Here is a 25,343-nt window from a genome sequence, read left to right on the forward strand (position 1 = left end):
CCCTTCGCCACCGATTCGAGGATCTGATTCCCACCGACCCGCCACTGCCACCACCCGATGCCGACGTGCTGCTGGACCACCTCGCCGGCTTCCGCCTGCGCTACCACGCCGAACACCTGGCCTGCGCCACCACGCTGCGCCAACTGTCCAGAGTGTTCGGGGAGATCGCCGACCCGGAAGCTGCCCGGCATGCCGTCGAGCACCGCAACCGCCAGGTGGCCGACGCCTTTACCACCCGCCTGCTCCCCCACACCGGTGACCTGCTCGACCTGGCACGCAGCGGGCTTGCCATGATGCCTCCCGCCCCGCACCACGCCGCGTGGCGGCTGCTGCTTGACGACCTGGACCACGCCACCGACCGCATCCACCACCACCTCAAGACCGACGTTGTCGGCCGGGGCGGCGACCGGTGCCGTGCCGATGCCCAGGTGTGGCCGTATCTGACCACCTGGGCCGAGCACGCGCTGACCGTCCGCGACCTGGCCGCCCAGCACCGCGCCGCCCACATCCCGGTGCTGCTCGCCGCCGAGCAGGAACGCCTGACGGCGCTCGCCCTCGACGCCCGCACCTGCGGGCAGCTGGAGCCGTTCGAGTCCTGGTACGACGCGGCCGGCCGCCGCATCACCCTGGCCTACCTGATCGAGGACGACGACTCCACCATCCTGGTCCTGGCCGGGGACGTCGCCGGCGAGCAGATGACGGTGCTCGGCCAGTACGACAACGAATACGGAGCCGGCCGCTGCAGCCCGCCGCCCGTGCCGACCGGCGTGCTGCGCCCCGATGCTCCCTGGGGCCCAGAGCGGGCTGTGCCGGACAGCGACCTCGGCGTCCTCATCCAGGGCGTCATCGACTCCCATCACAGTGGGGACGTGGCCGCAGCCATCGCCGCCGCCGTCGAGACCGACAGCCGCGACCGCGGTCCCCTGCCGATGCTGGACGACTTCCTCCGGGTGTGTGCAGAGTTCGCCGACGCCCTCGACACCCCCCAAGGCCACAAGACCGCCACCCGCCTGAACGTGCTGGCCGCCCACGTCCACGCCATCACCCGGGAACTGCGCGCCGCAGGCGAAGAACTCGGGAAACACGTCGCGGTCCTACCCCCGCAGCGCGTACCGCACCCGCGGCACATCCCCGCGCCACCCGGGCCAGCCCCGGACACGGCCTTGCCTCCCGGCCGTCTCAGCGCCCCAGCCGTCCCCAGCGCCCGCACGAAGTGACCTCCACGCCTCGCTCCTCCTCCCGGCCGGCACCGGCCGGGAACCGTCGAGATCACCTAACGGAGCGGGAACCACCTTCCGCCGACCGTCCGAGTGCCGCGGCTGTCCTGCGCTGCTGGCACGTCGCGCGCCTGCTGGCCGGAACGCTGGCTGGACGCCTCCCCACCAGCATGGCGCCGCTGGCGATCCTGCTCCTGGTCCAGGACGAGGGGGGAACGCTCGCCCTGGGCGGAGCATTGTGCGCGCTCTACGGTCTCGCCTCCGCCCTCGGGCAGCCGCTGCTCGGCCGCCTGGTCGACCGGCACGGCCAGACCCTCATCACCGGCACCGTGGTCGCCCTGACCACCACCGCGCTGCTGGCGCTCGCCTTCACCCGCCCCGCCGGTCATCCGGCAGCCGCGACCGTCCTGACCGTTGCGGCCGGTGTGACCACGCCTCCGCTGGAGGCGGGCCTGCGCGCCCTGTGGCCGTCCGTCCTGCCCGACTCCGCCCAGCAGTGTGCCGCGCTGGCGATCGATACCGGCAGCCAGGGCCTGATCTACATCGCCGGCCCGCCCCTGACCGCCATCTTCGCCCACGCCTTCAACCCCGAAACCGCCCTGGCCACCGCGGCGCTGACCGGCGTGGCCGGTGCCACGATCGTGCTCACCGCACCCCCGTCTCGCGCCTGGCGGCCGGCCAGGCTCCGCTCTTCACTGCTCGGACCCCTGCGTCATCCGGCCCTGCTCCGGCTGTTCACCGCGCTGAGCGGCATCGGCTTCGCACTCGGCGCCCTGACCGTCTGGTCCGTCGAAGCCGCCGGCCGCCAGCACACCCCCTGGCTGGCCGGTGCCGTGCCTGCGGCGCTGTCCGCCGGGAGTGTCACGGCAGGGCTCCTGCTCACGCACCGTCCCCGGACAGGGCCGCTGTCTCGCCAGCTTCTCGGCGCCTGTGCGGCGTTCACCGCAAGCTGGCTGCCGCTGATCACCGAACCCGCGCCCGTGGCCGCCGTCGTGACCGTGCTCCTTCCCGGAGCGTTCCTCACCCCGCTGATCACCAGCGCCTTCCTCACCACCGAAACCCTCGCCCCGCCCGGCATGGTCACCGAGGCGTATGCGTGGCTGATCGCCACCGTCGGCACCGGCCAGGCCGCCGGCACCGCCCTGGCCGGACTCACCACCGCGCACCCCCTCGTCCTCGCCGCACTCCCAGCACTTGGCGGCACGGCGGCCCTGGCTCTACTCCTGACCGCCCGCAGCCGCCACGACCACACCTGAACCACCCGCCTCCGAAGGAGAATCCAACTTGGCCGTCCGCCTGACCTGGACCGTGAACCACGCCTGTGGACACACGATCGACCATGATCTTTCCGCCCGCCGGGCGGACGAGCGCGCCGGATACGCCCGCTGGCTCACCGCCCGCGCCTGCACCGACTGCTGGCGCACCGCCCACGCCGCTGACGCCGCCGCCACGAAAGAATGGCTCGCCGCCCGCCGCGAGCAAGAACAGGCCGACGCCGAAGCGTGGGCCGACCAGTACGACATGCCGCCCCTGGCAGGATCCGAGAAGGCCGTCGCCTGGGGCCAGCGCTGCCGCCACCAACTCGTCACCGCCGCCTACCAGGCGCTGGTCGCCGAAGGCGACTGGGACGAAGCCCGGTGGGCCGAGGCCGAAGACGCCGCCCGGACGGTGGACCGGGCAGGGTGGTGGCTCGACCAGAGGGACACCGACCCCGCTGACCTGCCCGAACTGCTGGCCGCCGTAACCGACGCCGACCGCAGCACCGAAAACCCCTACCGCTAACCGGCCCGCACCAAGACCCGGCCGGGCCCCGGAACATCGAAGGACTACCGCTGACGTCGTTTCCTCTTCCGCCGTCCCCGCCGGCGGACACCCTCACTCCCGAACGCGAGATCACCCACCAGCACTACGCTCCCGGCGACCAGGTCGTGATCGTCAAAGGCGCCTTCAAAGGGCAGCTAGTCGGCGAGGAAATGACCGTGGTCGCCTCCTCCTGGCACACCCCCACAGACGAGAACGGGTGGCGGCTGCGCAACCCGCGCGGCGGCGAGCACTCCTACATAACGGCCCACCCCCGCTACATGATCCACACTAGCCGGTACTGCCCCGACTGCACCGGCTACTTCCGCGCCCTGTCCGACCACCTGCTGCCCCGGATGCCGAACAGCGAGCAGTCCCTCGACGGCGGCTGGTACTACCAGACCACGCTCGACCAGCTCGTCCACACCGCCGACCTCGGCAGCCGCCGGTGACGCCACCGGTGATGTCCGGCAGCGTCCACGCCCGCGCACAGGCCCTGGCCGCCATCGGCGCCGCCGCCCGGGACCGGATCGACACCGGCCGGGACTGGATCAGCCCCCTCGACCACGGATCGCGCACCCTGGAGGCGACCTGGCAGGAGGCCGCCCGCACGTGCAGCAACGCCGCCTGGCACGCGCGCCGAGCCGGACGCGACACGGTCACCGAACTCCTCGGCAACGACCTGCTGCCGAGTACCGGCTTCGCCACACCGCGCTGGCGTACGTGGTGGCACCTGTACTTCTCCGCGATGCGCTTCGATTTCCGCTGCCGGGCGATCCACACCGTCTTCCAGGCCCTCGACCCGCCCGCCGCCGAAGGCGCCGACCCCTATATACGCGCCCACGGCGTCTTCGCCGTCCTCGGCCAGTCCAAGCCCACCGGACTGAGCATGCTGGACGCCCTGCTCGCCGAGCCCGAAACGGCCGGCTCCCGGGAAGTCCTGCACGTGGTCCTCCACGGCCTGTGGCTCGGACACCTGCTGCCCGGCCGCGCGGAACGGATCCTCCACCTCGCCGCGCTCCCGCCCTTGGCCCGCAGGGCGGCCCCGGTCGCACTGATGCGGAAGTCCGGCGCGCTGCGCCAGCTCGGCTGCCACCGCGACGCGCTGGGCGCCATCGACCACGCCATCCATGTCCTGCCCGCAGGCGATGTGGCCGTTCACGCCGACCTGGTACCCGAACGCACCCTGATCACCTGTGCCCTGGACCAGGTCCACCACCCCACCCGACCGGAGGAACACCCCGTTGATCTTCGGCGTCAGCCAACGCGCCCTCACCGCCACGGACTTCCTCCGGCTGCCATCTGCTGGCCACCCGAATCCGGCAGCAACCAAGACCGGCACCCTGGTCGCCGCCTGGCCCGCCCTGGCCGCCCACACCTCCCCCGGCGACTTCCTCAGCTGGCGCGCCGCGCAGTGGGCGGACTTCCTCAACGCTCCGCTACTGGACCACCCGTTCACCGCCAGCCCCGGAGGCGACCGGCGAGCGCTCTTCCGCCTCCTGCTCGCACTCGGCCCCGACGACCGCGTCCTGAACACCGCCGGGTGGACGTACGCCGCCCACACCGTGCTCGCCTCACTCGGCCTTGCCAGGCCGGACGGCGACGGCCCCCACCGCTGGATCGCCGTACGCGCACACCCCCGCCACCTGCACCTGATCGCCAACCTGATCAGTGAGGACGGCACCTGGGCACAGCTGCCCGAACCCCTGCTGCCCCACCTGCAAAGCCAGGTGCGGCTCCTAGCCCAGACGCTGAACCAGCCCCCGGCAAGCAGCGCGGGCCGCCCCGAAAGCCCCGCGATGGCATCAGCACCCACGCCCAACAGCCTCGCGGATCTCCTCGATGAGATCACCGACGAGGCAGCCGGTCCCCTGGCCCAGGTACGGCGCCAGATCGAGAAGGCCGCCATCAGCAGCGCCGACGCCGCAGACCTGCACCGTGCCGGCACCGACCGGCGGCTGGAGTGGATCGCACGGCGCCTGTACGACATACAGGAAGACCTCCGCGGCATCGGGCACACCCTGTCCGACCCCGCGAGCCCGCCCTCCCGTCTGGCCACGGCCCCCGCCCCGCTCACCCGCCCCACACCAGCGCCAAGTGTGCACGCTCCTGCCCGCTGACCCGTTGACGGTCTCCTTCCGCTCTCCCGCCACGCGTGTGAAAAGGGCAGTGAACATGCCGCGGGAGCAAGCGTTCGCGGTGAGCATGAGCCCGGCGAGTGGGGACGGCAACATCGGCGAGGTGTCGCTTTCGTCGGCACGGTGCCGTACGGGATCCATACGACAACGCCCGTCGCGGCGCCGTTCCCCTTCTGGGCCGCGCCGCTGACCGTGCACAGGAAGGCAGCCGTGACGGGCGCCAGCCCGCCCGCTGACCCCGTTCATCGGCGAGGTGCCGCCGCCTATGAACCACGGCCCCGCCCGAACAGCACGCTGCTTGAAGCGCGTGCCGTCAGCAGTCCGCACGTCGTTGTGGCCCCAGTCGCCGCCCGCCGGGCGCTGTCCACAGCGTTGCCCACAGGGCTGTGATCAACTACCCCCCCCCAAGCCCCTCAACTCCCCTATGCCACCGGATGTTTGTGATCCCGAGCCTCGCCGACATGTGCGGCACCGATGTCGAGTTCTACCGCCGCCCTTTCACCACCACCATCCACGCCGACATCCGCGCGGACGCTCCCGCCGAACTCCTCAGTCAGCTTGACGCGCTGGGGCTGCTGCGCTGCGGGACCGAGCCGTCCGGCTTGTGGCACCAGGTGCCCGACGGCCTCGACGAAGCGGCCGGACGCCGCCTGGCCTGCGATGCCGCCACCGCGCTGACCAAGGCCGGCTGGAAGATCAACATCGACCCCGGCCTCCTCACCGGGAGGGCCGACGGCGCCCCTGCCGGAGCCGTCATCGCGAACCAGTCCCATGCCGACCAGGATGATCAAGCAAGCCCCGTTGCCGGGACCACTCCGCGGATCCGGGGCATCGCGGCGCCCTCCACCGACCGGTATCCCGCCCTGCTGGCGCTGGACACCGCGCACCTGCTGGACCGCGTCACCGAAAGCCTGATCCGCGCCGACCGCAATACCGCGGGATTCATCCTCGCCACCAGCGTGGCCCCGCACATCAGCCCCCTGGCCGCGCTCGGCCGACTCCTGTCAGCGGCGGGCACCCACCTGCACGGCCTGGGAAAGGCCGACCAGTCACATCTGTTTGCCACAGCTGCCGACACCCTGACCCACCTCACCGAGGACCTCAACGCCCCCGCACGCTCCGGGACTGCTGCCCAGCCCAGCGCCCACACCGTCCACCCGCAGCCGACTCCCCCGCCGCCCGGCACGCCCAGAAAACGCCGATGACCGGCCACCCAACTGCACACCACCCTTAGAAAGAAGCTGCGTTGAGCCTTGCCGACGAATGCGGCACCGACGTCGAGATCTACCGGCGCTACGGCAGCCCCGTCATCTACGCCGACAGCCGCACCGGCGCCCCCGAGGACCTGCTGAACCTCCTCGACGCCCTGGGCCTGAAGCGCTACGACACCGCGCCGATCGCTGTGTGGCACCAAGTCCCCCACGACCTGCCCGAGAACGCCCAGCGACAGCTCGCCAACCGAGCATGCGCCGCGATCGACCGGGCCGGATACCGCGTGAACATCAGCCCCGACATCGCCGAAGAACACCTCCTCGCAGCAACTCTCCCCGGACCGGCGCCCCGCCCGGAGCAGCCGGAACGCTCTGCTCCGGCACGAACTTCCTCTTCCCCGGTCCGCCGCTCCCGCTGACCCAGATCCTGCCCACCCTCATCCCCACGACGAAAGGAGCGCGTCTGCCGACGACTGCACCATCCGCTGACGTCGCCGCACACGAGGCCGCGGCCCACCTCGACCATCTCGCCGAACACCTCGCCACCGCCGGCCCCGGCGAGACCCGCCGGATCCTGAACGCCGCGTTCGACGCGGAGGACGGTGTCCTGGGCCGGGTCGTCATGCTGCTGGCCACCGCCTCCTACCGCGCCCAGCACCACGGCGACCCGCACGCCGCCCTGTACGGGCGACTCACCAATGACCTGCACGACCTTGTTCTGGACCTCGATGCCGCGCTGAACCCCACGCCCGCACCCACCGGGGCTTCCCATGCGCTGGCCCCCGCCCCGGCCCCGGCTCGGCGGTCGCGGTGACCCGGCGCACGCCCCGGTGGGGACCAGCAGCCGGTGAAGTCCCCATCCAGCGCTACCTGGTGAGGCCGCGGCACCTGGCCGGCGGCGGCGACCTCGCGCACATCACCGACTACCTGGCCGGAGCGGGCTGGAAGAACCGCACCTCCCGCTCCGGGTCGCCGGTGTGCTTCGAAAGCCCCGACCGTTCGGTACGGATCGGCTACATCTCCCGCACCAGCTCCCCGATGTGGATCATCTCCGGCACCCCACCCGGCCGGCCCGCCTGGAACGCCACCCTGGGCGCCGCCATCCCGGTGGAGATTCTGGCCGGCTTCACCGACGCCCTCACCCGGCCCCGCCCCGCCCACGCACCCGACGTGCTGGGCCAGCTGACCGCCCGCGGCTGGGCGCCCGGGAAGGGCGGGCACCCAGCCGCCGGCCACCCAGACGGTAGCGCGCTGCTGCAGTACCGGCGCGAGGGCGAGCACGCCATATGGTGGGCCTCCGCCCACACCCCCGGCACCAACGATGGCCCCACCGTGCCGCTGTGGAACGCCGGCTTCTCCGAGCACACCCCGCTGCACGCTCTGGAGACTTTCGCCGCGGCGCTCGCCGACCCCCAGCCGATCCTCCGCCCGCCCGGACGCATCCCCTTCGTCACCATCCGGCACGCGGCCATCACCCCCTACCCCGTGCTGCCCTCCCAGCTCAACGCTGCCCGGCGTGCCCGTACCGCCGCGGCACGTGCCGCCACCTGGGCCCGCTCGGCCCGGGCCTTCGCCCGTCCCCGCCCACGCCCCCGGGCCGGCACACCGCTGTCCCTGCCACCAGCGGCGCCACCGCGACCCGCACACCCGACAAGGAGCCGATGACCAACCACCACCCCCAACCTCCTGCCACCGGGCTCAGGCTGCGCGCCCGCGTCACACCGCTGGCCTTCCTGCGCGCCCGCGCCCACCGGCACAGCGAGCGCCCCCGGCGGCAGCAGGACGAGCAGGCGCCCCCGACGGCGGCCCCGGACGCAGGCAGGCGGGCCCAGTGACCATCGACGACATCGCGGCTTCCCCGGCCTCGGCCGTCACCGAGCCCCTTCAGGCGCTCAGCGCGCGGATCGCGCAGGCCGAACCGGCGGAGGCAGCCGGTCTGCTGTCCGGCGTCCTGGCCGCAGGCGGTGTCCTCGACGCCGTCCGTGATCTCCTGGAGACCGCTGTCACCTTCGTGGAACAGCGCACCGAGGCCGCAGGCCACGACCCGGCCCTGTATGCGGTGTGGCACACGCTGCGCAACGTCGCCGACCCCTTGCACCATGAGGCCAGCGCCCTGCACACCGCGCCCCGGCTTCTGGGCCGACTCCCCCAGGGGCCTCAGGATTCTGCCCCGAAGCCCCCGCCGCCTCATGCGTGGGAGCAGTGGGTACCGCCTTCGGCGGTGCGCGACATGCCCGCCGCGCTGGACGCGATCGCCGAGCGCCTGGAGGCGGACACGATCCCGGTCTCCGCCGCGCTGCTCCTCGCCCCGGTCCTCGATCCGGACGGCGGCGTCCTTCACCGCCTGTCCGCGCTGCTGGCCTCTACCTCCCGCTACGCCCACCGGCATGGCGCCGCACCCGGGCTGTGGCAGGACCTGGGCCGGGCCGGCCAGGACCTGGACGACTGGAGTCAGGCCCTGGCTGGCACCACCGCTGCTCTCACCCAACTCCCCACCGTTGCGGCCGGTCCTGCCCGGCAACCGGCACGGGCCAGCCAGACACCGCCTCCGCCTCCGGCTCCGGGCGATGCGCCCGGGCGGCGCCGGTGAGTACGTACGAGATGTTCTTCACCGACGCCAACAAGCCGTTGAACACGGTGCAGTACGCCACGACACCGCGGTACCTGGCGGGCGGCGGCGACCCCCGGCGCATCACCGAGGTACTGCGCGCCGCCGGCTGGACCAGCCACTCCGACCCGGCCTACCCCCACGTCCTGCTGGCCAGCCCCGGAATGGCGGTCCGCCTCACCCTGGAACCCGCGCCGGACGCCTACAGCGCCTGGTGGCGCTTCCACGACCACGCCGGGGGCTGGTACGCCCACTTCGGCGGCCATACCCCCGTGGAGATCATCGCCGGCTTCTCCGACGCCCTGACCCGGCCCGCGCCGCAGAAGCCGCCCTCCTTGCCTGAGATCCGCGACGTGCTGGTCTCGACCGGCTGGAGCCGCAGCTATGACCGCAAGGGCATCGAGTCCGCGCACTCCCCCGACAGGTACGTCCGTATGGGCCCGCACCCGGGCCTGGACGGGCAAGAGGACTGGCCGACCTGGTGCGCCGAAGCCGCCCTGACCACCGGCCTCGGTGGCCACGAACGCCTGTGGCAGGCATGGTTCTCGCACGGCACACCCACCCATCTCGTGGCCGGCTTCGCCGCACAGCTGGTCGCCCCCGGGCCGGTCTACCGCGGCTCCTACGGCCTTCCGTGCTCCTGGCTTGTGGCCCAGGAACCCACCGCCGTCCAGGGTGAACAGCTCGCCGCCGAACACCGACAGCGCCTGAAGGCGGTCCGCGCCTCCGCCCGCACCCAGCGCCCGCACCGCACTCACGCCGCCGGCCGCGCCAGCCCCGGCATCTGCCCGGCGCTGAATCCGACCCCGCACGCGCTACCCGTTCCCGCTCCGGAAGGCCCCCTACTCTCATCGACCCCGCAACCCACCAGCTCGTCCTGGACCGGCTCACCGTCTACGCCCGCGCCGCCGCCCACATCCTCCAGGCATGGGACGACTACTCCGACCAACACGTCGACGAACAAGGCTGGCCCCTGGACGAGGCCGCCTACGGCCGCCGCCAGCGCCGGCGCGACGCGGACACCTGGCGCGCCTTCGAACCCGTCCGCCCGCACGTGAGCGAACTCCTCGCCGCCGCCGAACAGCAGCTCGCGCGCCTGCCCGCCCCCGAGCGGCAGCCCAACTGGCCGGGCAGCCTCGCCCGCCTCAGCGAGGCCCGGACCGGCCTGGAGGCGGCATACGCCTACTGGAAGGCGGAACGCGACGCGCTGGTGCCCTCCTCCGCACCCGGCACCGACGCCTACGACGAGGTGCTGGCCGAACGCAACGCCGACGCCTGGAGTTACCTGTGCGACTGGGCCGACTCCGGACACGTCCTGACCGAGATCGCCCGGGCCACCACCCGCCACGACGCCAGCCCCGCAGCCAAAGCCGCCGAGCACACCCGCGCCATCGACAACATCGCGCTGCCGCCCCAGGCACCCGGCCGCCCCCACCCTCACCGGGGCCCGCGATAGCCGACTCCGCCCTGTCGGCGATCAGCGGTGTTCGCCAGGGCGCCGGTCAAGCCAACACCCCCGCGGGAGGACGCCGACCGGCTTCGCGCACGCGGGCCACCCTGCTGCCCTGTCGTTGCCTTTCCCCTGCAGCCGATGACATTCCCCCCTGCGGCACCACCCCCTTCGACACACCCTGGAGTTCTCCGTCATCGATCCCGTACGTATCACCGTCGGCCTGCACCACTCGCTCGGCCTGCTCGCCCTGACCAGCGAGGACGAACCCGGCATCGAACACGACCTGCTCACCAAGGCCGGTCTCACCACCCGGCCGGGCGACTTCGTCTACACCCTGCCCGGCACCCCGGATCCCGCCGCCATCCGCCAGGCCGTCACCACCGTGCGCGCCGACGCCCGGGCTCTCGGCATCCGGATCGGCATCGACCCCGCCCTGGCCACCGCCCTCGACCACGGACCTACCACCCCGCCCGGCCCGGCACTGACCACCGCGGCCCGCACGCGCCCGGTCCCGGACGCCAGGTCCCGCCCCCACCCGGTCCGCTGAGCCCGGCGCCCGTTCCGCACTCGCCCCTGCCCAGGAAGTAACGGTCCTGCCCTCCAAACCCGCACCGTCCTCCGGCACGTCGGACCTGACCGACTGGCTGTTCAAACTGATCATGTGCGCCCTCGCGGTGGCCGTCCCCGTAGCCAACGCCGCCTGGCTGGGCGGCAACTGCGCCACCGCCCTGACCCACTCCGGGCCCTGGGCCCCCTACCAGCCCGCCGACGCGCTCCTCCACCCCCACCTTCTGTGGCCCGGAACCGGCCACACCACGCTGCTCATCGGGCGATTTATCGCCCCCGGCCTGGTGATTGCAGTCCTCGCGGCGCTCGCCGGGCGCTGGTGGTGGCGCCAGCGCAACGGGGGCGGGGGCGGCCGGAAGCCGGTCGCCGGGATGGCCAAGCGCCGGGACCTCCAGCCGCTGCTCGCCGACGCGATCACCGTCAAGGCCCGGTCCTTGCGCCCCAGCTTGAAGGACGCGAAGAAGCCCGCGCCGCACGAGACCGGCATCCTGCTCGGCAACCTCGCCGGCACCCGTCACGAGGTCCGCATGGGGTATGAGGACGTCGCGGTGGCGATCATGGCCCCGCGGTCGGGCAAGACCACCTGCCTTGCCATTCCGGCGATCCTCAACGCCCCCGGCGCGGTGCTGCTGACCTCGAATAAGGCCGCCGGTGACGCCTACACCGCCACGATCGACGCCCGCGCGGCTGTGGGGCGGACGTGGACGATGGACCCGCAGCAGATCGCCCACGCCGAGCGCGCCCTGTGGTGGAACCCGCTGGCCGATGCAACCACCCTGGAAGGCGCCGGGCGCCTGGCCGGGCACTTCCTAGCCGCCTCCGTGGACGCGAGTCAGCAGGGGGACTTCTGGTCCAAAGCCGCCAGCAACGTGCTGTCCCAGTTGTTCCTGGCCGCCGCCAACGACCGCCGGCCCATCACCGACGTGATGACCTGGCTGGCGTTCCCCGCCGACCGCACCCCACTGGACACCCTGCGCGACCATCATTTCGGCCCCGTGGCCGCCCAGCTCAAGGGCACCGTGGAAGGCCCGCCCGAGACCCGCGACGGCATCTACGAAACCGCCCGCCAGTACGCCGCGTGCCTGCTCAACGCCGACATCGCCGCCTGGGTCACCCCCCAGCCCGGCATCCCCGAATTCCGCCCCGAAGAGTTCGTCGACAGCCGCGACACCCTCTACCTGCTGTCCAAGGACGGCGGCGGAGGCGCCTCCGCCCTGATCGCCGCCTGCGCCGACTCCGTGATGCGCACCGCCACCACCGCCGCTGAGCGCGCCGGGGGCCGGCTGGACCCGCCAGCCGTGTGCATCCTGGACGAGGCCGCGAACGTCTGCAAAATCTCGGACCTGCCGGATCTGTACTCCCACCTCGGCAGCCGCGGGATCATCCCGATCACGATCCTGCAGTCCTACCGCCAGGGCCAGAAGGTCTGGGGCGAGGCCGGCATGGACGCAATGTGGTCGGCCGCTACGATCAAGGTCATCGGCTCGGGCATCGACGACCCCGACTTCGCCGACAAACTCTCCCGCCTCATCGGCGACCACGACGTCGCCACCGCCTCCACCTCCCACAGCGACTCGGGCAAGTCCACGAGCATCTCGATGCGGCAGGAGCGGATCCTTCCCCCCGACGCGATCCGCGCGCTGGCCAAGGGATCGGCACTGCTGTTCGCCACCGGGCTTCGCGCCGCGATGCTCACCCTCCGCCCCTGGTATCAGGAGCCCGGCGCCGAACAGCTGTCCGCTGCCTCCGCTGCGGCATCCAAGGCCATCACCGCCCGCGCCATCGCCAAATCCCTGACCAGGGCCGACGCCGGGCAGACGGCATGACGGCCCCGGACCCCGGGCGAAGCCGGGGCAGCGGCACGGAGACAGCCACCGACTGTGTGCGGCTTCCGTCCGGGCTGCTGCACTACACCACCCCGCTGGGTGCGCAGTACAGCGGCGACAGCCGACTGCTCCTACAGGAACTGCCCGCCGACAGCGTCGACTTGTTCATGACCTCGCCGCCGTTCCCGCTACTGCGCCCCAAGGAGTACGGCAACCCCAACCAGAACACCTACGTCGACTGGCTGCTGGCGTTCCTTCAGCCCGCCCACCGGGCGCTGAAGCCAGCCCAACGCGCCTGCCGCGCCCACCGCATCCGCCCCCACCCAGCCCGCTACCCGCCCGGCTTGCCGGAGTTCTTCATCACGCTGTGCACTACGCCCGGCGACCTAGTCGTCTACTTCTTCTCCGGCTCCAACACCACCGGACAGGCCGCCGAAACCCTCGGCCGCCGCTGGATCGCCATCGACCTCGACCCCCACTACGCCGCCGCCTCCGCACTGCGCTTCCCCCACGCAGACACACGCCCCCCGCATCCACTGCCCCGACCACTTCGATCCCCGCCACATGGAGTTGCCCATCACCACCGTCAACGACGAGGTCGACAAGCTCCGCCACCTCTCGCGTGACTACACCGACCTGCTCTTCGCTTTCGCCGACGGCCCGCCCCACCTGGACACCGATGGCCTGGCCTGGCTCAGCGCCCGCGTCCTGGACACCCAGGCCCTGACCCGGCGCGTCCTGGAACGCCTGCGGGCCCTGACCACCTTCACTACATCCGACACCCCCGAGCACCTGCAGGTCCTGACAACCGTGGCCGCCATCGCCCGAGACACCACCGAAGCCGGCCTGATCCTCACCGACGCCGTCACCGCCTTCCCCCTCGCCGCTACCGCCCGGCACCCCCATCCCGGAGACGGCGCCCAGGGTCCCGAGCACCACGAGGAGCAGGACAGGGCACAGCAGGCGGTCGCCGAGAAGCTGCGCGACGCCTCCCGCACGCTCCAGTCCTGCGCGACCGCGTGCCTGTACGCCGCGGCACCCCTGGCCAATAACCCCACTGGCCCCGCACCCGCCACCAGCAGCACGCCGGTCGCCGAGGCCGCTGACGCCCCTGCGTCGGCACGCTCCCCTCAGCTCACCGTCGCGCAGACAAACGCGCTGCGCGCCATCGCTGCGGGCGGCGTGACCATGCGCGACACCGGCCATATGGGGAACATGCGGATCACCGCGGGCAGCGGGGTGCGGATCACGCTGTCCACCTACGAAGCGCTGCGCCGTCTCGGTCTGGTCGACCGCGACACGAGCACCAGCTTGTACAACGGCCAGAAGCTCTACGCCACCGAGGCCGGACGCACCGCCGCGGCCGCCCTGCCCGCCACCACGTCGTCGGGCGCCCGGCCCGCGCCAGCTCCGCCGTCGGCCGAGCGGCACCGCTGACCCCGGCGCCCGCCACAACCACCCCGCCCGCCCGCATACGGCGGTGCACCCCCACCGCCCGCGGCCAACCGCCACCGCACAGACCATCCCCGAAGGACCCCACTTGCCCGATTCCGCCACCACGCCCGACACCCGCCAGGAACCGGCACCGGCCGCTGTCCCCGCCGAGAGCACCCGCTGGCTCCGCGATCCCGCACTGGCCCGGAAGCTGCACGAGGCCGTCGACCTGCTCCTGGACAGCATGGCCGACATGCTCGACGACGACTTCCCGTTCTCAGCGTCCCTGGAGGGCGGCGGCTTCTTCACCTGCGAGCACACCGGCCTGGACTTCGCCTGGGCTCCCCTGGTCGAAGCCGAGACCGCCCGCTTGGTCGCCGAAGCCGCAACCAGCCTCCCGCCGGGACTGTTCGCCCCCGAACTCCCGGCGTTGATCACCGCGATCGACGCCAAGCCGGTGCACGTTCAGCAGGCCCTGATCCGCAAGGCCGCCGCCCGCCACCTCGCGCCCCCCACCGTCCCCACGCCCGGGCAGATCACCGCCCAGGTCCACGACACCAGCGCCACCCGCCCCTACGCCATCCCCCTGACCACCGCCCGCGGACGGCGCCGCTGACCCCCACATCCGAAAGGAGCATGCAGCCCCCCCGCCAGCACGGAGGTCCAGCCCACCCCGTCCTCCGGACGGCACCGGGGTCCTCACCCACGTCCACCACCGGGGACGCTGACGCCGCCCCGCACCCCACCCGTACGCACCCTCCCGTTGTCGTCTCAAGCGGAGATCTCTTGCCCGCACCACCCGAACAACCCGATGTCCGCATCACCCGGCTCGAGTTCGGCAGTGTCGAAGCCTGGGGCGGCGACGCCCTGGCCGGCGCCCTGCTGGAGCGCGCCGGATTCATCACCGAGTGGCACTTCCACCGCAGGTACCACCGCCTGCCCTGGGACCAGGGCCGCCAGCGCGAGAACCAGCAGGCGACCCACGCCGCGCAGATGCTCACCCTGGCCGGATACCGCGTCGACCTCGACCCCAGCCTGGCCACCCACCCCGTCCAGCCCGCCGATCCTGACGGCACCTACCGGCTCGGCGACCACCTGCGCGACATGACCGCGGCGATGACCGGCGCCGAGACCTACCACGCCGCAGCCGACCTCACCGACCAGATCGTCAACGACGTCCACGGCCTCCTGCCACACCTGGCCCAGTTCCTGCACGCGGCCCACCAGCAGGCCCTCGCCGCAGGCACCCAACCCGCCCGCCACCTCGCCGCCGACTTCAAGGAAGCAGCCAGCCAGATCACCGGCATCGCCCGCCACCTAACCCACGCCGACCAGCACTTCCGCCTCCTCGGCCCCACAGTCCCTGATGCTGCCCGCCCCGTGCCCGGCACCGGACTCCGCCACGAGCAACCGACCGCCGAGGCACACGGCACCATCGCGCCCCCGCCGACCACCACCGAACGGCCCCGGTCCCGCTGACCCCAACCAGGACAGGAAAACCCCCCGCCCTTGACACAACCCGCACACCGCATCCTTTCCCTCGGCGCCGGCGTGCAGTCCACCACGCTCCTCAGCCTTTCCGCCGAAGGCAAACTCCCCCGAATCGACTACGCGATATTCGCCGACACCGGCTGGGAACCCAAAGCCGTCTACGCCCACCTGGACCGCATCGAACGCGAGATAGCCCAACCCGCCGGAATCCCCATCCTGCGGGTGGCGACCGGCAACATCCGCGACGACGCCCTCGACCCGGACCACCGGTTCGCGTCCATGCCGCTGCACATCCTCAACCAGGACGGCCGGCCCGGCATGACCCGGCGCCAGTGCACCGGCGAATACAAAATCAAGCCGATCAAGAAGCAGGTCCGGGAAATCCTCGGCTACCCCTACCCACGCCGCGTCCCGAAGGGCGTCTTCGTCGAACAGTGGGTGGGGATATCCACCGACGAATTCCACCGGGCCAAGGACGCCGACGTCGCCTACATGCGCAACCGGCGCCCCCTCATCGTCGACCTGGACTGGTCCCGCGCCGACTGCATCCGCTACCTGGAATCACGCGGCCTGGCCGACACCCCGAAATCCAGCTGCCTGGGCTGCCCCTTCCACGGAAACCAGCAGTGGCGAAAGATTCGCGACAACTCGCCAGAGGAGTGGGAGGACGTCGTCGCGTTCGACGCGGCGATCCGCGCCGGCAACGCCCGCGCCAACGCCACCGGCAACCGCCTGCTCGGGCAGGCGTTCCTGCAGCGCTCCCGCGTCCCCCTCGACCAGGCCCCCATCGACCACATCACCGCCCGCGAATGGGCCCAACGGCAAGCCGCCCTCGACACCGGCACCGCCGCCGACGACCGACTGAGGGACCTGGAAGACGGGGTCGCGAACGGCTGCTCGCCCTGGGCCTGCCGCGGCGACGACCAGCCGGTACAGGACGACTTCGGACTGACCGCGTGAACCGCGGCCTGATACTCGACCTGTTCGCCGGTCCCGGCGGATGGTCCCATGCCGCGGCCGTACTCGGCCTGCGCGACATCGGGCTGGAGTGGGACCCATGGGCGTGCCGGACCAGGGCCGCAGCCGGGCTGCTCACAGTGCGCACCGATGTCGCGGCGTATCCGACGTGGCCGTTCGCGGGGCGGACGTGGGGCCTGATTGCCTCCCCGCCTTGCCAGGCGTGGTCCATGGCCGGCAAACGCCTCGGCCTGCTCGACCAGCCCCACGTCCACCAGGCCGTCGCCGACCTCGCCACCGGACACGACACCCGCGAGGCTCTGCTGACCGCCTGCCGGGACGAGCGGTCGCTGCTGGCCGCCGAACCCATGCGTTACCTCCACGCCCTGCACCAGACCGGCCGGCCCGAATGGGTGGCGATGGAGGAGGTCCCCGACGTGCTGCCGCTGTGGCGCCAGTACGCCGCGATCCTGCGCGGTTGGGGTTTCTCCGTCTGGACGGGCATCCTCAACGCCGCCGACTACGGCGTCCCCCAAACGAGGAAGCGGGCGATCCTGCTGGCCTCCCGGGTGCGTACGGCGGCCCGCCGCAGCCCACGCACTCCACCGTCGCAGAGCCGGACTCGCTGTTCGGGCCCGGTCGTCACAAGTGGGTCAGCATGGCCGAGGCTCTCGGGTGGGGAGCAACCGACCGGCCCGTGCCGACCGTGTGCGCCGGCGGCGGACCCGGCGGAGGCCCCGAACCCTTCCCCTCCGGCTCCCGCAAGTCCCTTACCGATGCCCGTAGCCGGGGCACCTGGAAGTCCCGCCTCGCCGCGGGAGAGATGCTGGTCCGGTCGGGAAGGGACCGCCGAGACCGGGGCCGGCACGAGCAGGGCAACAGCCCTCGCGCCGACGCGCCGAGGCCGGAGTTCACCGACGATGCGCACGGCTGGTCGTGGTCGCTGCGCAGCAACAACCAGTCCCACGCCACCGTCCGCACCATCGACGAACCCGCCGGGACGCTGTTCTTCGGCCACCGCGCCAACGAATGCCTCTGGGTCGCCCAACCCCACCCCGACCGCTCCCACCCGGCCGAACAGGAGGCCGGCGAGGCGCCGGACCCGATCCGGATCACGGCGGTCGAGGCGGGGATCCTGCAGTCCTTCCCCGCTGACTACCCCTGGGCCGGCACCAAAGGCCAGCAGTTCTCCCAGATCGGCAACGCCGTCCCACCCCTGCTCGCCGCCCACCTGCTCGCCCCGCACATCGGCGCCGCCCTCAACCGCGACGACTTCACCCTGGCCGCCTGATGTCCCCCGACGCCCCCACCGACTCCGAAGAACCCTACGGCCCGGAACTGCAGGAGGTCCCGCACTACGCCGAGCAGGCCCTCCTCGGCGCGCTCCTCCTCGACCCCGCCCAACTCGCCGCCGTTCCGAATCTGCTGCCCGAGCACTTCGCCAACCCCTCCCACACCGCCCTGTTCACGGCAATGTGCACCCTCATCCCGCCCGAACCCGAGGTACACCGTGCCCGACCGGTATGGCTGACCGCCGTACTGACCGCCGCCGTGACCAGCGCGCCGGGACTGGACGCCCCCTACCTCCACACCCTGATCACCGCCTGCCCCAAACCCGAACACGCCGCAGCGTACGGACAGATGATCCGCGCCGAACACCTACGCCGTGCCTTGCGCGAACACGCCCTCCGCCTGGAACAGCTCAGCAACGACCCCACCCTGCCCGACCCCACCACCACCGTCTGCGAACAAGCCGACACCCTCACCCGCTTTTTCAACCACGCAGAACCCCACTGGCCCCGCCGCCCCGGCCCCATCCCCAAAGCCGCCGGCGCACCACCGAGGGCCGGACCCTGCGAGGAGGACCTGGACGAGGAACGCCTTTTCCTGGCCACCGCCACCGCCCACCCCGGCGACCTCACCCAACTCGGCTGGCTGCACTCAGAGGACTTCAGCGTCGACCTGCACGAAGGTCTTCACCGCTGCCTGACCGCCATGGCCCGACGAGACGACCCCATCGACCCGCTCACGGTGCTGTGGCAAGCCCAGCAGCACGCCGTGCTCATTGGCACAAACCCCGCACAGGTCCTGGACTTCCTTCGCCAGCCCGCCGGCTCAGCCGAACACTGGGCCGAACGCATCTACACCCGCGCCCTGCTGACCACCGCCCGCACCGCAGCACGCGAGATCATCGCCCTGACCAACGACCCCGCCTACACTCCCCATCACCTCATCCCCGCCGGCCGCCGCACGCTCGCCGAGCTGGCCCGCATGCGCGCGCGACGCCGCGCGCCCCCACCAAGGATCCCACCAGCAGCAGCCGTCTCCCCGAGAGCACCGGCCTTCACTGCCAAGAGGCCCTTCCACGCAAACAGGTAACCACCTTGGAGCGCTCAACAGCCACCGCCCTATGTGCGCTTCTCATGGCTCGAAGTCCGTAGATGGCGATCTCTCTTTACGAATACGGGGGGGCAGCGTGATGCTACCGTCCGCTTATGGCGCTTCTCTCATCCCGTGCGGCCGACCTGCGCAAGGACGCAGTGCATGAGGTCCTTCAGCGTGTGGAGCAGGCATTTCGCGTCCGCTTCGTTCACAGCACCATTGTGCGGAAGCGCCGCACTGTCGGGGCACAGACGGACCGTAGTACCTGGGTGCGGATCGAACGGCGGCCGATCGTCCGAATTGGCGACCATGGGTGGAACGGTGCGGAATGTGCTGCTCTGCTGGAAGGCGTAACTCAGCCAGCGTGGCGAGCAGCTGTGTCGTGGCGGGACGAGAGCGACGCGGTGATGTGGCGTGCGGATGAGACTGATCTTCTGCCTGGGGAGCCGGTGAAGCCGGGGGGTGTGCTGACGGAGGATCCTGGGCTGTCGAATGAGTGGTGGGCGGGGTTGAATGGTTCGCTGGACGCTCTGGCCGCCGCGCGCACCACACGGGTTGCGACGCCGGACACGGTGATGGTGACCCAGGCACATGTGGATGAGGTGATTCGGTCGGCGTTCCCCGACGTGCCGGAGACTGCGGTGGAGCGATGGGTGCCGGCGCATGCGGACCTGAGCTGGGCGAACGTCACTGGCCCGGAGTTCTGCCTGTTCGACTGGGAGGACTGGGGGATGGCTCCGCGGGGGTTGGACTCGGCCTCGCTGTGGGCGCAGTCCCTTGGCGTCCCGGCGCTCGCGGATCGGGTGCTGCGTGAGCGTGCCGGTGATCTGAGCAGCCGGGACGGCAAGGTGATGATGCTGTTCGCGTGCGCGAAGATTGCCGGTCCGTACGCGCACCCGGAGGATCCTCGGCTGGCGCCGGCGCGAGCAGCGGCGGAACGGTTGGTGGAGGAGCTTCAGGCCGGCTGATGGCGGGCTCGCTCGCGGAGCAGCGATCTGTACTCGTGGATCGCGGTGCTATCGACCTTCCGGGGGAGGGCGTTGAGCAGTTCGCGGAGGTGGGCGGGGTTGTCGGCGCCGACGGCGACCGCGGTGACGGGCGGCAGGTGGTAGGCGAGGCGGAAAGCGGCCTGCAACCGACTCATATCGTCGGCGGGTCCTTGCAGGAAGATGCGGGGGTCGAAGGTCTGCCAGACCGGGTCGTCGGGGCTGCCGGCGAAGGGGCTCATGCCCCACCACGCGTTCGGCTTCCACTGGGCGGTGAGAGTCTCGGAGGCATCCAGCACCGCGCTGTTCACGGTCAGGCCGGCGCGGACCATGAGGACGTCCGGCCTGGGCGTCGTGGCATCGATCAGTTCGGGTAATCGGGACGGATGCCACGAGGCGACGCCCCAGGCTCCGCACAGCCCCCTCGCCGCGGCCCCTTGCAGCGCGCCGCATGCGCTGGCCAGGGCCTCGGTGGCCTGCTCCCGGGGGCGTACGAGGCTGCGTTCGGGGTTGTGGAGGAAGACCAGGTCCGGGGGACGGCGGAGGTCGGTGTTCGTCTGCTCCAGGGCCTGGAGCAGGCGGCCGGGGTCCAGGGAGTGCTCGGCATGGCCGTTGCGGGTGGGGAAGAAGCCGACCTTGGTGGAGATGGTGAGTCTGGGGAGCAGGTCGCCGGCCACTCGGCGCAGGGTCTGGTGGGCGGTGAAGCCGTGGTAGTTGAAGGCGGTGTCGATGGTGGTGACGCCGAGGTCGAGGGCCGTGGTCAGGGTGCGGCGTTCGTAACGAGACCGGTGTAGCCCGAGGACAACTCGGGGGTGAGGGTGGCGCATAGCTCCTCCTGGACCAGGATGTGGGCGACCTGTTCAACCTCGGCGCCTACCTGGGCGGCCGCTTGGGCGAGGTGGACGGGGTAGCCGCTGAGCAGCAGCCGCAGGGCGGGCAGTGCCTTGGCGCGGAAGGTGAGCTTCTTGCCCGCCGCGGTGACCTCGACGGTGTCGCCGTGGTCGGTGATCTGGGGCGGGAAGTGGGTGATGCAGGCCACGGCTTCCAGAGGGCCGAAGATGTCGAGGAACGGTACGTGGCGGGGGATGACGGCTTCCTGCTCGCGGGCGGTCAGGAAGTCCGCGGGGGTGCGTCGCCGTACGAGTTCGACGGCGGCCTCGGTCAGGGCCTGGGCGCTGGTGTGGCTGGTGCGGTCGAGGTCGTGGCGGAAGATCTCGTGTTCGCGGGACCAGTCGGCGAGCCAGGACAGCCAGCTCACGCCGGTGCGTTTGGCGAAGCCGAAGGTCATGTGGAGGCTCTTGCCAGGGCCGTTGCCGTTACGGGTGGCCTGGTGCCAGTAGCCGCGGGGGATGTGCATGACGTCGCCTGTGGCCATGGTGCCGGCCCAGACGATGTCGTTGCTGGGCTGGTCGTTGCGGTCGGCGTCACGGTAGAGCGGGGCGGTGCGGGAGGGGCCGCGTACTTCCCATTGCTTCTCGCCGGCGAGTTGGACGATGAGGACGTCGTGGTCGTCCCAGTGGAGGCGGAAGCCGGAGGCGTCGTTGGTGGTGAGGTAGGCGTTGACCTGGACGCGTTCGCGGGACCACCACTGCAGGGCCCGGCAGGTGACTTCCATGGTGGGGTCGAAGGTGTTGACCTGGTCCAGGACGAGCGTGGCGCCTTGCCGGAGGAGGGTGCCGAGGCGGTGGGTGTTGACCATGCGCAGTGACTGGCCGCGCAGGGTGACCTCGTCGGTGAGGTAGGCGTTGGGGTGGAGTTCCTCACCGTTCTGGAAGCAGCGGAACTGCGGGTTGGAAAGGCTGCGCCGCATGGCCAGGTCCAGGAGCCGGTTGGGCGTGAGGATGCGTGTGGGTAAGGCGTCGTCGTCGATCGTGCCGCGGGCGAAGTCTCCTCCGAGCGCGCCGGAGCCCTTCCAGCCGAGGGCGGCCTCCATCGCCGTGATCAAGCGGTGGTCCATATCTCCCCCAAGAGGTGGGTCGTCGTCCTGCTAGGGCCGCGGGCCCGCACGTGGTGCCTTTGTGCGGGTCCGCGGCTGGGTGCTGTGGTCGTCAGGCGGGGTGGTTCAGCGAATCGCCGTCGGGCCACGGATTGTCGCCGCCGCCGTCCGGCGGCGGGTCAGACCGGGTGACGTCATGCCGGTTGTGCACGCTGGCAAGCGCCTCAACCGCCATGAGGAGGCCGTCCTCGGGCGAGGAGGCCGGGTTCTCGGGCATCGCACACTCCTTTCTCTCCCTCATGGGCTATCCGCCTGGACTCAGGCGGAAGTTCGAGTTAAGCCGGGTAAGTAACAACATTCCACGACTTTTCCGGCCAAATGCAGCACTCGTCGAGCTGTTCATCAGAGAGCGGCGCCAGCGTCGGCTCCTCGGTGGGGCCGGAGGGCGGGCGGTCTCGAGGGTTCCGTCGTGTGCCTGGCGCAGGAGGCGCAGGCGAACAGGTGGGTGGTCACTCCGCCGGGGGCGGTGCCGCTGCCGATCCACAGCACTCGGGCGTGCTCCCGGCCGCACCACAGCCAGCAGCGGCCGGTCGTCCAGTGATTGCCGTCGTCGGTTTCCGCAGGCAGTGGAAGGCGCGCGATGCGGGGAGCGGCGAGCCTGCCCAGCCAGGGCCGTAGGTCGGTGCTCATCGCGGCTCACCCACCTCGTAGGCGGGCGTCGACCAGTCCGTCCCCGCTGCGGCCGTGAGGCGGGTCTTGCCCATGAACAGCCGGCCTGCCCGGGCCGTGGCGGCCATGTACGCCTGGACCACTTCCTTGGAGGCTCGCGCCCGCAGGGGGTCCAGCCCGACGGCCACCGCTACGGTTCCGCCGCCCAGCGTGAAGTCGCCCCAGAGGTCGCCGATCGGGGCGTGCAGCAGGTGCTCGCACCGGTCGAGCCGTAAGAAGGCATCCAGGCCGCGGATGTACAGCCGGGGTCCGATGTCCGGCAGCCGCCTGCTGCACTCGGCCAGCCGCAGCGACTTGGCCAGTCCGTACATGCGGATCGCCGCCTTCGCCGGGGAGCCGAGGCGACCGGACGGTGGGCGGGCCAGCAGCAAGAAGGCCACAGGTCCGGCAGGCGTGCCAGCGATCCAGTGCCAGACGGCTAACGAGGCGATGAGGTCCGCTGTAGGTGCCTGGTCCGAGGTATCCGGTGTGCTCACCATGGGCTCGTCACGCCCTGCGGTGCCATGATCTTGAACTCGGTCCAGACGACTTTGCCGCGCGGGTCCTGCGGCTCGACGCCCCATTCGTCGGCGAGTTCGTCGACCAGCAGCAGTCCGCGGCCGGTCGTACTGTCGGCGCTGGGCGACTTGACCACTGGGTGGCGTCGGCTCGCGTCGTGCACTTCGATTCGGAGCAGGCCGTCCCGGCCGGACAGCGCGACGCGGAAGCTGTGGCCGTGCGTCTCGTCGTGGCGGACGACGTTGGTCGTCAGTTCCGAGACGCAGGTGAGCACGTCGTCACAGCGCTCGGTAACGCCCCAGGTGTCCAGGACTTCACGCACGAAGGAACGGGCAACGGGCACGGCGCCGGCCTCCCGGGGGAACTCCCGCGTCACAGGCCGCGGCATCGCCGACCACCCGCCCGCCTGATCCCATACTGCTGGCCCGAGGTCCGGCGCCAGTTCGTGGCTTGGGCCGGGAGTTGCGCCGTGCGCAAGGTGGCATGGCCGCTTAACGGACGGCGGCCTGCTGTGCGTGCCATGGCGCCAACTCCCCTTGGTGCGACGACTCGTGGTCTCTTCACAAGCCAACCGCCGCTGCCGACGAGCGGGTACCGTCGTGAGGGGTGTCAAAGGGTGTCACTTCCGCTACCGCTCGTGGCCGTGCCGATCTGAGGGGTAAAGGTTCACCATGAAGTCGCCGAACACCGATCTCGCCAGATGGCTGGACCGTTCAGGCATGAGCCACAAGGAACTGGCCCGCCGCGTCAAAACCGCAGCTCAGGCATGGGGCCAGCCCCACGTGACCCCCGACGCCACGGCGGTGCGGCGCTGGCTGGCCGGCGACCGGCCCCGCCCGCCGGTGCCCGAGATCCTCGCCGACGTCTTCTCCGCCTGTTTCGGATACCGGGTCACCACCTACGACCTCGGGCTGGGCGAGAGCGGCACGGCGGAGCGCTCGCTGGCGTACAACGCCTCATTCGCCGTTACGGTGGAAGCCGTCGCCGACTTGGGGAGAGCGGACGTGGACCGTCGAAGCTTCCTGGCAGCAGCACCCTTCGCCGCCGTCGCGGCCGTCGGGCCGTCCCGTGACTGGCTGCTCAACACCCTCGACCAGCACACAGACCCCGGCCCACGCGTACGCCTCGAAGACGTCGTCGCCGTACGGAACATGTTCGGCGAGTTCCAGCGCATGGACGTCCTCCAAGGCGGAGGCACCGGCCGGCTCATCCTGGCCGAGTACATGAACCAGCACGTCTTCCCGCTGCTGCGCCGTACGTACACGGACGACGTACGACGGGCGCTGTGCGAAGCGGCAGCCGAGCAGACCTACCTCCTGGGCTGGATGGCCTACGACAACGGCGAACACGGCATCGCCCAGCGCTACCTCGTCCAATCCCTGCGTCTGTCCGAGGAATCCCGCAACCCCGCCCTCGGCGCCCACGTCCTGGCCGGCATGGCAGACCAGGCCACCCTCCTGGGCAACCCCGAGGAAGGACGACGCCTGGCCCAAGCCGGCCGCGCCGGACTCGCCAAGGGCACCTCACCCGCGTGCCTGGCCGACTTGTGGGCGCTGGAAGCCCGCGCCCTGGCCAAACTCGGCGACAGGACCGGCGCCGCCCACGCCGTCGTGCAGTCCGAGACCGCCTACAGCCGCGTGCGGTTGGAGGACGAGCAGGAGTGGGCCGCCTTCATCGACCCCGCCTACCTCCACGGCGAACACGCCAACACCTTCCGCGATCTCGGCGACACGGACGCGGCCGAACAGCACGCCCGCCAGTCCATCGACCACGCCCGCGCCCAACGCCGCGCCCGCCGCGGCGCCATGTCCCAAGCCGCCCTGGCCGCCACCCACCTCCAGCGCGGCGACCTCGAAGCCGCTCACGCCGTCGGCCTGCGCACCCTGTCCCTCTCCCGGCAGGTGAAGAGCTCCCGGTGCGTCGAGGCCGTCCAGGATCTGCAAAGGCGCATGCAGCCGTTCGGGAACCACCGCCTGGTCGCGGACTTCAATGAGCGCGCCCGGGAGTTCGTGGCGGCTGCGTAGCGGGAAGAGCCGGTTCCGGCGACCGTGATCACAGCCGCAGTCGGCATCACCACCGCCACGACCAGGCATCAGCATTTCAGCCGGAA

The 25,343-nt window shown here is 71.5% G+C and carries 30 protein-coding genes and 1 pseudogene; 23 read left to right on the forward strand and 8 right to left on the reverse strand.

Annotated features, from left to right (window positions below; genetic code table 11):
- Positions 1–65 precede the first annotated feature (65 nt).
- The 4 genes from K7G61_RS14820 (at position 66) to K7G61_RS14835 (ending at position 3,469) form a co-directional block, all read left to right on the forward strand.
- Positions 66–1,217: a hypothetical protein gene (locus tag K7G61_RS14820; RefSeq protein WP_225847279.1), complete on the forward strand. Its 1,152-nt coding sequence runs from the start codon at positions 66–68 to the stop codon at positions 1,215–1,217.
- The gene (locus tag K7G61_RS14825) at positions 1,214–2,473 is read left to right on the forward strand and encodes an MFS transporter (RefSeq protein ID WP_374204135.1); all 1,260 of its coding nucleotides are present in this window, start codon (positions 1,214–1,216) and stop codon (positions 2,471–2,473) included. The genes K7G61_RS14820 and K7G61_RS14825 overlap by 4 nt, the downstream gene beginning before the upstream one ends.
- Positions 2,474–2,501: 28 nt before the next feature.
- Positions 2,502–2,999 carry a hypothetical protein gene (locus K7G61_RS14830; RefSeq protein ID WP_225847281.1) on the forward strand — a complete coding sequence of 166 codons (498 nt, stop codon included), beginning with the start codon at positions 2,502–2,504 and terminating at the stop codon, positions 2,997–2,999.
- 191 nt (positions 3,000–3,190) lie between these two features.
- Positions 3,191–3,469: a hypothetical protein gene (locus K7G61_RS14835; RefSeq protein WP_308190636.1), complete on the forward strand. Its 279-nt coding sequence runs from the start codon at positions 3,191–3,193 to the stop codon at positions 3,467–3,469.
- Here K7G61_RS14835 and K7G61_RS14840 read toward each other — a convergent pair.
- The gene (locus K7G61_RS14840; protein ID WP_225847282.1) at positions 3,412–4,233 is read right to left on the reverse strand and encodes a hypothetical protein; all 822 of its coding nucleotides are present in this window, start codon (positions 4,231–4,233) and stop codon (positions 3,412–3,414) included. The two genes, K7G61_RS14835 and K7G61_RS14840, sit on opposite strands and share 58 nt — an antisense overlap.
- Before the next feature lie 28 nt (positions 4,234–4,261).
- Here K7G61_RS14840 and K7G61_RS14845 point away from each other — a divergent pair, with 28 nt between their 5' ends.
- The 9 genes from K7G61_RS14845 to K7G61_RS14885 all read left to right on the forward strand — a co-directional run bounded on the left by K7G61_RS14845 (position 4,262) and on the right by K7G61_RS14885 (position 10,430).
- On the forward strand, positions 4,262–5,137 hold the full coding sequence (locus K7G61_RS14845; RefSeq protein WP_225847283.1) for a relaxase/mobilization nuclease: 876 nt from the start codon (positions 4,262–4,264) through the stop codon (positions 5,135–5,137).
- A gap of 479 nt (positions 5,138–5,616) precedes the next feature.
- The gene (locus K7G61_RS14850; RefSeq protein ID WP_225847284.1) at positions 5,617–6,360 is read left to right on the forward strand and encodes a hypothetical protein; all 744 of its coding nucleotides are present in this window, start codon (positions 5,617–5,619) and stop codon (positions 6,358–6,360) included.
- Positions 6,361–6,401: 41 nt separating this feature from the next.
- Entirely contained in the window at positions 6,402–6,785 is a 384-nt protein-coding gene (locus K7G61_RS14855) for a hypothetical protein (RefSeq protein ID WP_225847285.1), read from the forward strand.
- A gap of 203 nt (positions 6,786–6,988) precedes the next feature.
- The gene (locus K7G61_RS14860) at positions 6,989–7,180 is read left to right on the forward strand and encodes a hypothetical protein (protein ID WP_225847286.1); all 192 of its coding nucleotides are present in this window, start codon (positions 6,989–6,991) and stop codon (positions 7,178–7,180) included.
- Positions 7,181–7,239: 59 nt separating this feature from the next.
- A complete protein-coding gene (locus tag K7G61_RS14865) occupies positions 7,240–8,031 on the forward strand; it encodes a DUF317 domain-containing protein (RefSeq protein WP_225847287.1) in 792 nt (263 codons plus the stop codon).
- Positions 8,028–8,201, forward strand: a complete 174-nt coding sequence (locus K7G61_RS14870) for a hypothetical protein (protein WP_225847288.1) — start codon at positions 8,028–8,030, stop codon at positions 8,199–8,201. Before K7G61_RS14865 ends, K7G61_RS14870 begins: the two co-directional genes overlap by 4 nt.
- Positions 8,198–8,956, forward strand: a complete 759-nt coding sequence (locus K7G61_RS14875; RefSeq protein ID WP_225847289.1) for a hypothetical protein — start codon at positions 8,198–8,200, stop codon at positions 8,954–8,956. The genes K7G61_RS14870 and K7G61_RS14875 overlap by 4 nt, the downstream gene beginning before the upstream one ends.
- The gene (locus tag K7G61_RS14880) at positions 8,953–10,032 is read left to right on the forward strand and encodes a DUF317 domain-containing protein (RefSeq protein WP_225847290.1); all 1,080 of its coding nucleotides are present in this window, start codon (positions 8,953–8,955) and stop codon (positions 10,030–10,032) included. The genes K7G61_RS14875 and K7G61_RS14880 overlap by 4 nt, the downstream gene beginning before the upstream one ends.
- A complete protein-coding gene (locus tag K7G61_RS14885) occupies positions 10,029–10,430 on the forward strand; it encodes a hypothetical protein (protein WP_225847291.1) in 402 nt (133 codons plus the stop codon). The genes K7G61_RS14880 and K7G61_RS14885 overlap by 4 nt, the downstream gene beginning before the upstream one ends.
- A gap of 46 nt (positions 10,431–10,476) precedes the next feature.
- On the opposite strand, the gene K7G61_RS14890 is transcribed toward K7G61_RS14885, so the two are convergent.
- A complete protein-coding gene (locus K7G61_RS14890; RefSeq protein ID WP_225847292.1) occupies positions 10,477–10,881 on the reverse strand; it encodes a hypothetical protein in 405 nt (134 codons plus the stop codon).
- A 205-nt stretch (positions 10,882–11,086) separates the two neighbouring features.
- Here K7G61_RS14890 and K7G61_RS14895 point away from each other — a divergent pair, with 205 nt between their 5' ends.
- From K7G61_RS14895 to K7G61_RS14935, 9 genes and pseudogenes are all read left to right on the forward strand, one after another.
- Positions 11,087–12,820 (forward strand): type IV secretory system conjugative DNA transfer family protein, encoded by a 1,734-nt coding sequence (locus tag K7G61_RS14895; protein ID WP_225847293.1) that lies wholly within the window; start codon positions 11,087–11,089, stop codon positions 12,818–12,820.
- Positions 12,821–12,876: 56 nt separating this feature from the next.
- Positions 12,877–13,446, forward strand: a complete 570-nt coding sequence (locus K7G61_RS14900; RefSeq protein ID WP_225847294.1) for a DNA methyltransferase — start codon at positions 12,877–12,879, stop codon at positions 13,444–13,446.
- Positions 13,385–14,257: a hypothetical protein gene (locus tag K7G61_RS14905; protein WP_225847295.1), complete on the forward strand. Its 873-nt coding sequence runs from the start codon at positions 13,385–13,387 to the stop codon at positions 14,255–14,257. The genes K7G61_RS14900 and K7G61_RS14905 overlap by 62 nt, the downstream gene beginning before the upstream one ends.
- Positions 14,258–14,360: 103 nt before the next feature.
- A complete protein-coding gene (locus tag K7G61_RS14910) occupies positions 14,361–14,870 on the forward strand; it encodes a hypothetical protein (protein WP_225847296.1) in 510 nt (169 codons plus the stop codon).
- A 170-nt stretch (positions 14,871–15,040) separates the two neighbouring features.
- Positions 15,041–15,733: a hypothetical protein gene (locus K7G61_RS14915; protein WP_225847297.1), complete on the forward strand. Its 693-nt coding sequence runs from the start codon at positions 15,041–15,043 to the stop codon at positions 15,731–15,733.
- Between the two features lie 30 nt (positions 15,734–15,763).
- Complete coding sequence (locus K7G61_RS14920; protein WP_225847298.1) at positions 15,764–16,705, forward strand: hypothetical protein; 942 nt, start codon at positions 15,764–15,766, stop codon at positions 16,703–16,705.
- 8 nt (positions 16,706–16,713) lie between these two features.
- Positions 16,714–17,993 (forward strand): annotated as a pseudogene (locus tag K7G61_RS14925) (DNA cytosine methyltransferase).
- Positions 17,993–19,081 (forward strand): DnaB-like helicase N-terminal domain-containing protein, encoded by a 1,089-nt coding sequence (locus tag K7G61_RS14930; protein WP_225847299.1) that lies wholly within the window; start codon positions 17,993–17,995, stop codon positions 19,079–19,081. Before K7G61_RS14925 ends, K7G61_RS14930 begins: the two are co-directional and overlap by 1 nt.
- Positions 19,082–19,197: 116 nt before the next feature.
- Positions 19,198–20,052, forward strand: coding sequence for a hypothetical protein (locus K7G61_RS14935; protein WP_225847300.1), 855 nt, complete (start codon positions 19,198–19,200; stop codon positions 20,050–20,052).
- On the opposite strand, the gene K7G61_RS14940 is transcribed toward K7G61_RS14935, so the two are convergent.
- The 6 genes from K7G61_RS14940 to K7G61_RS14965 form a co-directional block, all read right to left on the reverse strand.
- Positions 20,040–20,897, reverse strand: coding sequence for an aldo/keto reductase (locus tag K7G61_RS14940; RefSeq protein ID WP_225847301.1), 858 nt, complete (start codon positions 20,895–20,897; stop codon positions 20,040–20,042). The two genes, K7G61_RS14935 and K7G61_RS14940, sit on opposite strands and share 13 nt — an antisense overlap.
- The gene (locus K7G61_RS14945) at positions 20,831–22,027 is read right to left on the reverse strand and encodes a JmjC domain-containing protein (RefSeq protein WP_225847302.1); all 1,197 of its coding nucleotides are present in this window, start codon (positions 22,025–22,027) and stop codon (positions 20,831–20,833) included. The genes K7G61_RS14940 and K7G61_RS14945 overlap by 67 nt, the downstream gene beginning before the upstream one ends.
- 91 nt (positions 22,028–22,118) lie before the next feature.
- Complete coding sequence (locus K7G61_RS14950; RefSeq protein ID WP_225847303.1) at positions 22,119–22,283, reverse strand: hypothetical protein; 165 nt, start codon at positions 22,281–22,283, stop codon at positions 22,119–22,121.
- Positions 22,284–22,408: 125 nt separating this feature from the next.
- Entirely contained in the window at positions 22,409–22,696 is a 288-nt protein-coding gene (locus K7G61_RS14955) for a hypothetical protein (protein ID WP_225847304.1), read from the reverse strand.
- The gene (locus tag K7G61_RS14960) at positions 22,693–23,115 is read right to left on the reverse strand and encodes a hypothetical protein (RefSeq protein WP_225847305.1); all 423 of its coding nucleotides are present in this window, start codon (positions 23,113–23,115) and stop codon (positions 22,693–22,695) included. The genes K7G61_RS14955 and K7G61_RS14960 overlap by 4 nt, the downstream gene beginning before the upstream one ends.
- Before the next feature lie 92 nt (positions 23,116–23,207).
- Positions 23,208–23,621, reverse strand: a complete 414-nt coding sequence (locus K7G61_RS14965; protein ID WP_225847306.1) for an ATP-binding protein — start codon at positions 23,619–23,621, stop codon at positions 23,208–23,210.
- A gap of 283 nt (positions 23,622–23,904) precedes the next feature.
- On the opposite strand from K7G61_RS14965, the gene K7G61_RS14970 reads away from it, so the two are divergent.
- Positions 23,905–25,257 carry a transcriptional regulator gene (locus K7G61_RS14970; protein ID WP_225847307.1) on the forward strand — a complete coding sequence of 451 codons (1,353 nt, stop codon included), beginning with the start codon at positions 23,905–23,907 and terminating at the stop codon, positions 25,255–25,257.
- Positions 25,258–25,343: the final 86 nt, after the last annotated feature.

Origin of the sequence: Streptomyces sp. HPF1205 (assembly GCF_020400825.1) — a bacterium.
GTDB lineage: Bacteria > Actinomycetota > Actinomycetes > Streptomycetales > Streptomycetaceae > Actinacidiphila.

What these genes read in the sequence shown, in the direction of transcription:
- K7G61_RS14955 (WP_225847304.1), bottom strand. Translation starts at nt 22,696, where the DNA reads ATGAGCACCGACCTACGGCCCTGGCTGGGCAGGCTCGCCGCTCCCCGC.
- K7G61_RS14930 (WP_225847299.1), top strand. Translation starts at nt 17,993, where the DNA reads ATGTCCCCCGACGCCCCCACCGACTCCGAAGAACCCTACGGCCCGGAA.
- K7G61_RS14895 (WP_225847293.1), top strand. Translation starts at nt 11,087, where the DNA reads ATGTGCGCCCTCGCGGTGGCCGTCCCCGTAGCCAACGCCGCCTGGCTG.
- K7G61_RS14835 (WP_308190636.1), top strand. Translation starts at nt 3,191, where the DNA reads ATGACCGTGGTCGCCTCCTCCTGGCACACCCCCACAGACGAGAACGGG.
- K7G61_RS14945 (WP_225847302.1), bottom strand. Translation starts at nt 22,027, where the DNA reads ATGGACCACCGCTTGATCACGGCGATGGAGGCCGCCCTCGGCTGGAAG.
- K7G61_RS14860 (WP_225847286.1), top strand. Translation starts at nt 6,989, where the DNA reads ATGCTGCTGGCCACCGCCTCCTACCGCGCCCAGCACCACGGCGACCCG.
- K7G61_RS14965 (WP_225847306.1), bottom strand. Translation starts at nt 23,621, where the DNA reads ATGCCGCGGCCTGTGACGCGGGAGTTCCCCCGGGAGGCCGGCGCCGTG.
- K7G61_RS14905 (WP_225847295.1), top strand. Translation starts at nt 13,385, where the DNA reads ATGGAGTTGCCCATCACCACCGTCAACGACGAGGTCGACAAGCTCCGC.
- K7G61_RS14940 (WP_225847301.1), bottom strand. Translation starts at nt 20,897, where the DNA reads ATGCGCCACCCTCACCCCCGAGTTGTCCTCGGGCTACACCGGTCTCGT.
- K7G61_RS14935 (WP_225847300.1), top strand. Translation starts at nt 19,198, where the DNA reads ATGGCGCTTCTCTCATCCCGTGCGGCCGACCTGCGCAAGGACGCAGTG.
- K7G61_RS14970 (WP_225847307.1), top strand. Translation starts at nt 23,905, where the DNA reads ATGAAGTCGCCGAACACCGATCTCGCCAGATGGCTGGACCGTTCAGGC.
- K7G61_RS14950 (WP_225847303.1), bottom strand. Translation starts at nt 22,283, where the DNA reads ATGCCCGAGAACCCGGCCTCCTCGCCCGAGGACGGCCTCCTCATGGCG.
- K7G61_RS14850 (WP_225847284.1), top strand. Translation starts at nt 5,617, where the DNA reads ATGTGCGGCACCGATGTCGAGTTCTACCGCCGCCCTTTCACCACCACC.
- K7G61_RS14870 (WP_225847288.1), top strand. Translation starts at nt 8,028, where the DNA reads ATGACCAACCACCACCCCCAACCTCCTGCCACCGGGCTCAGGCTGCGC.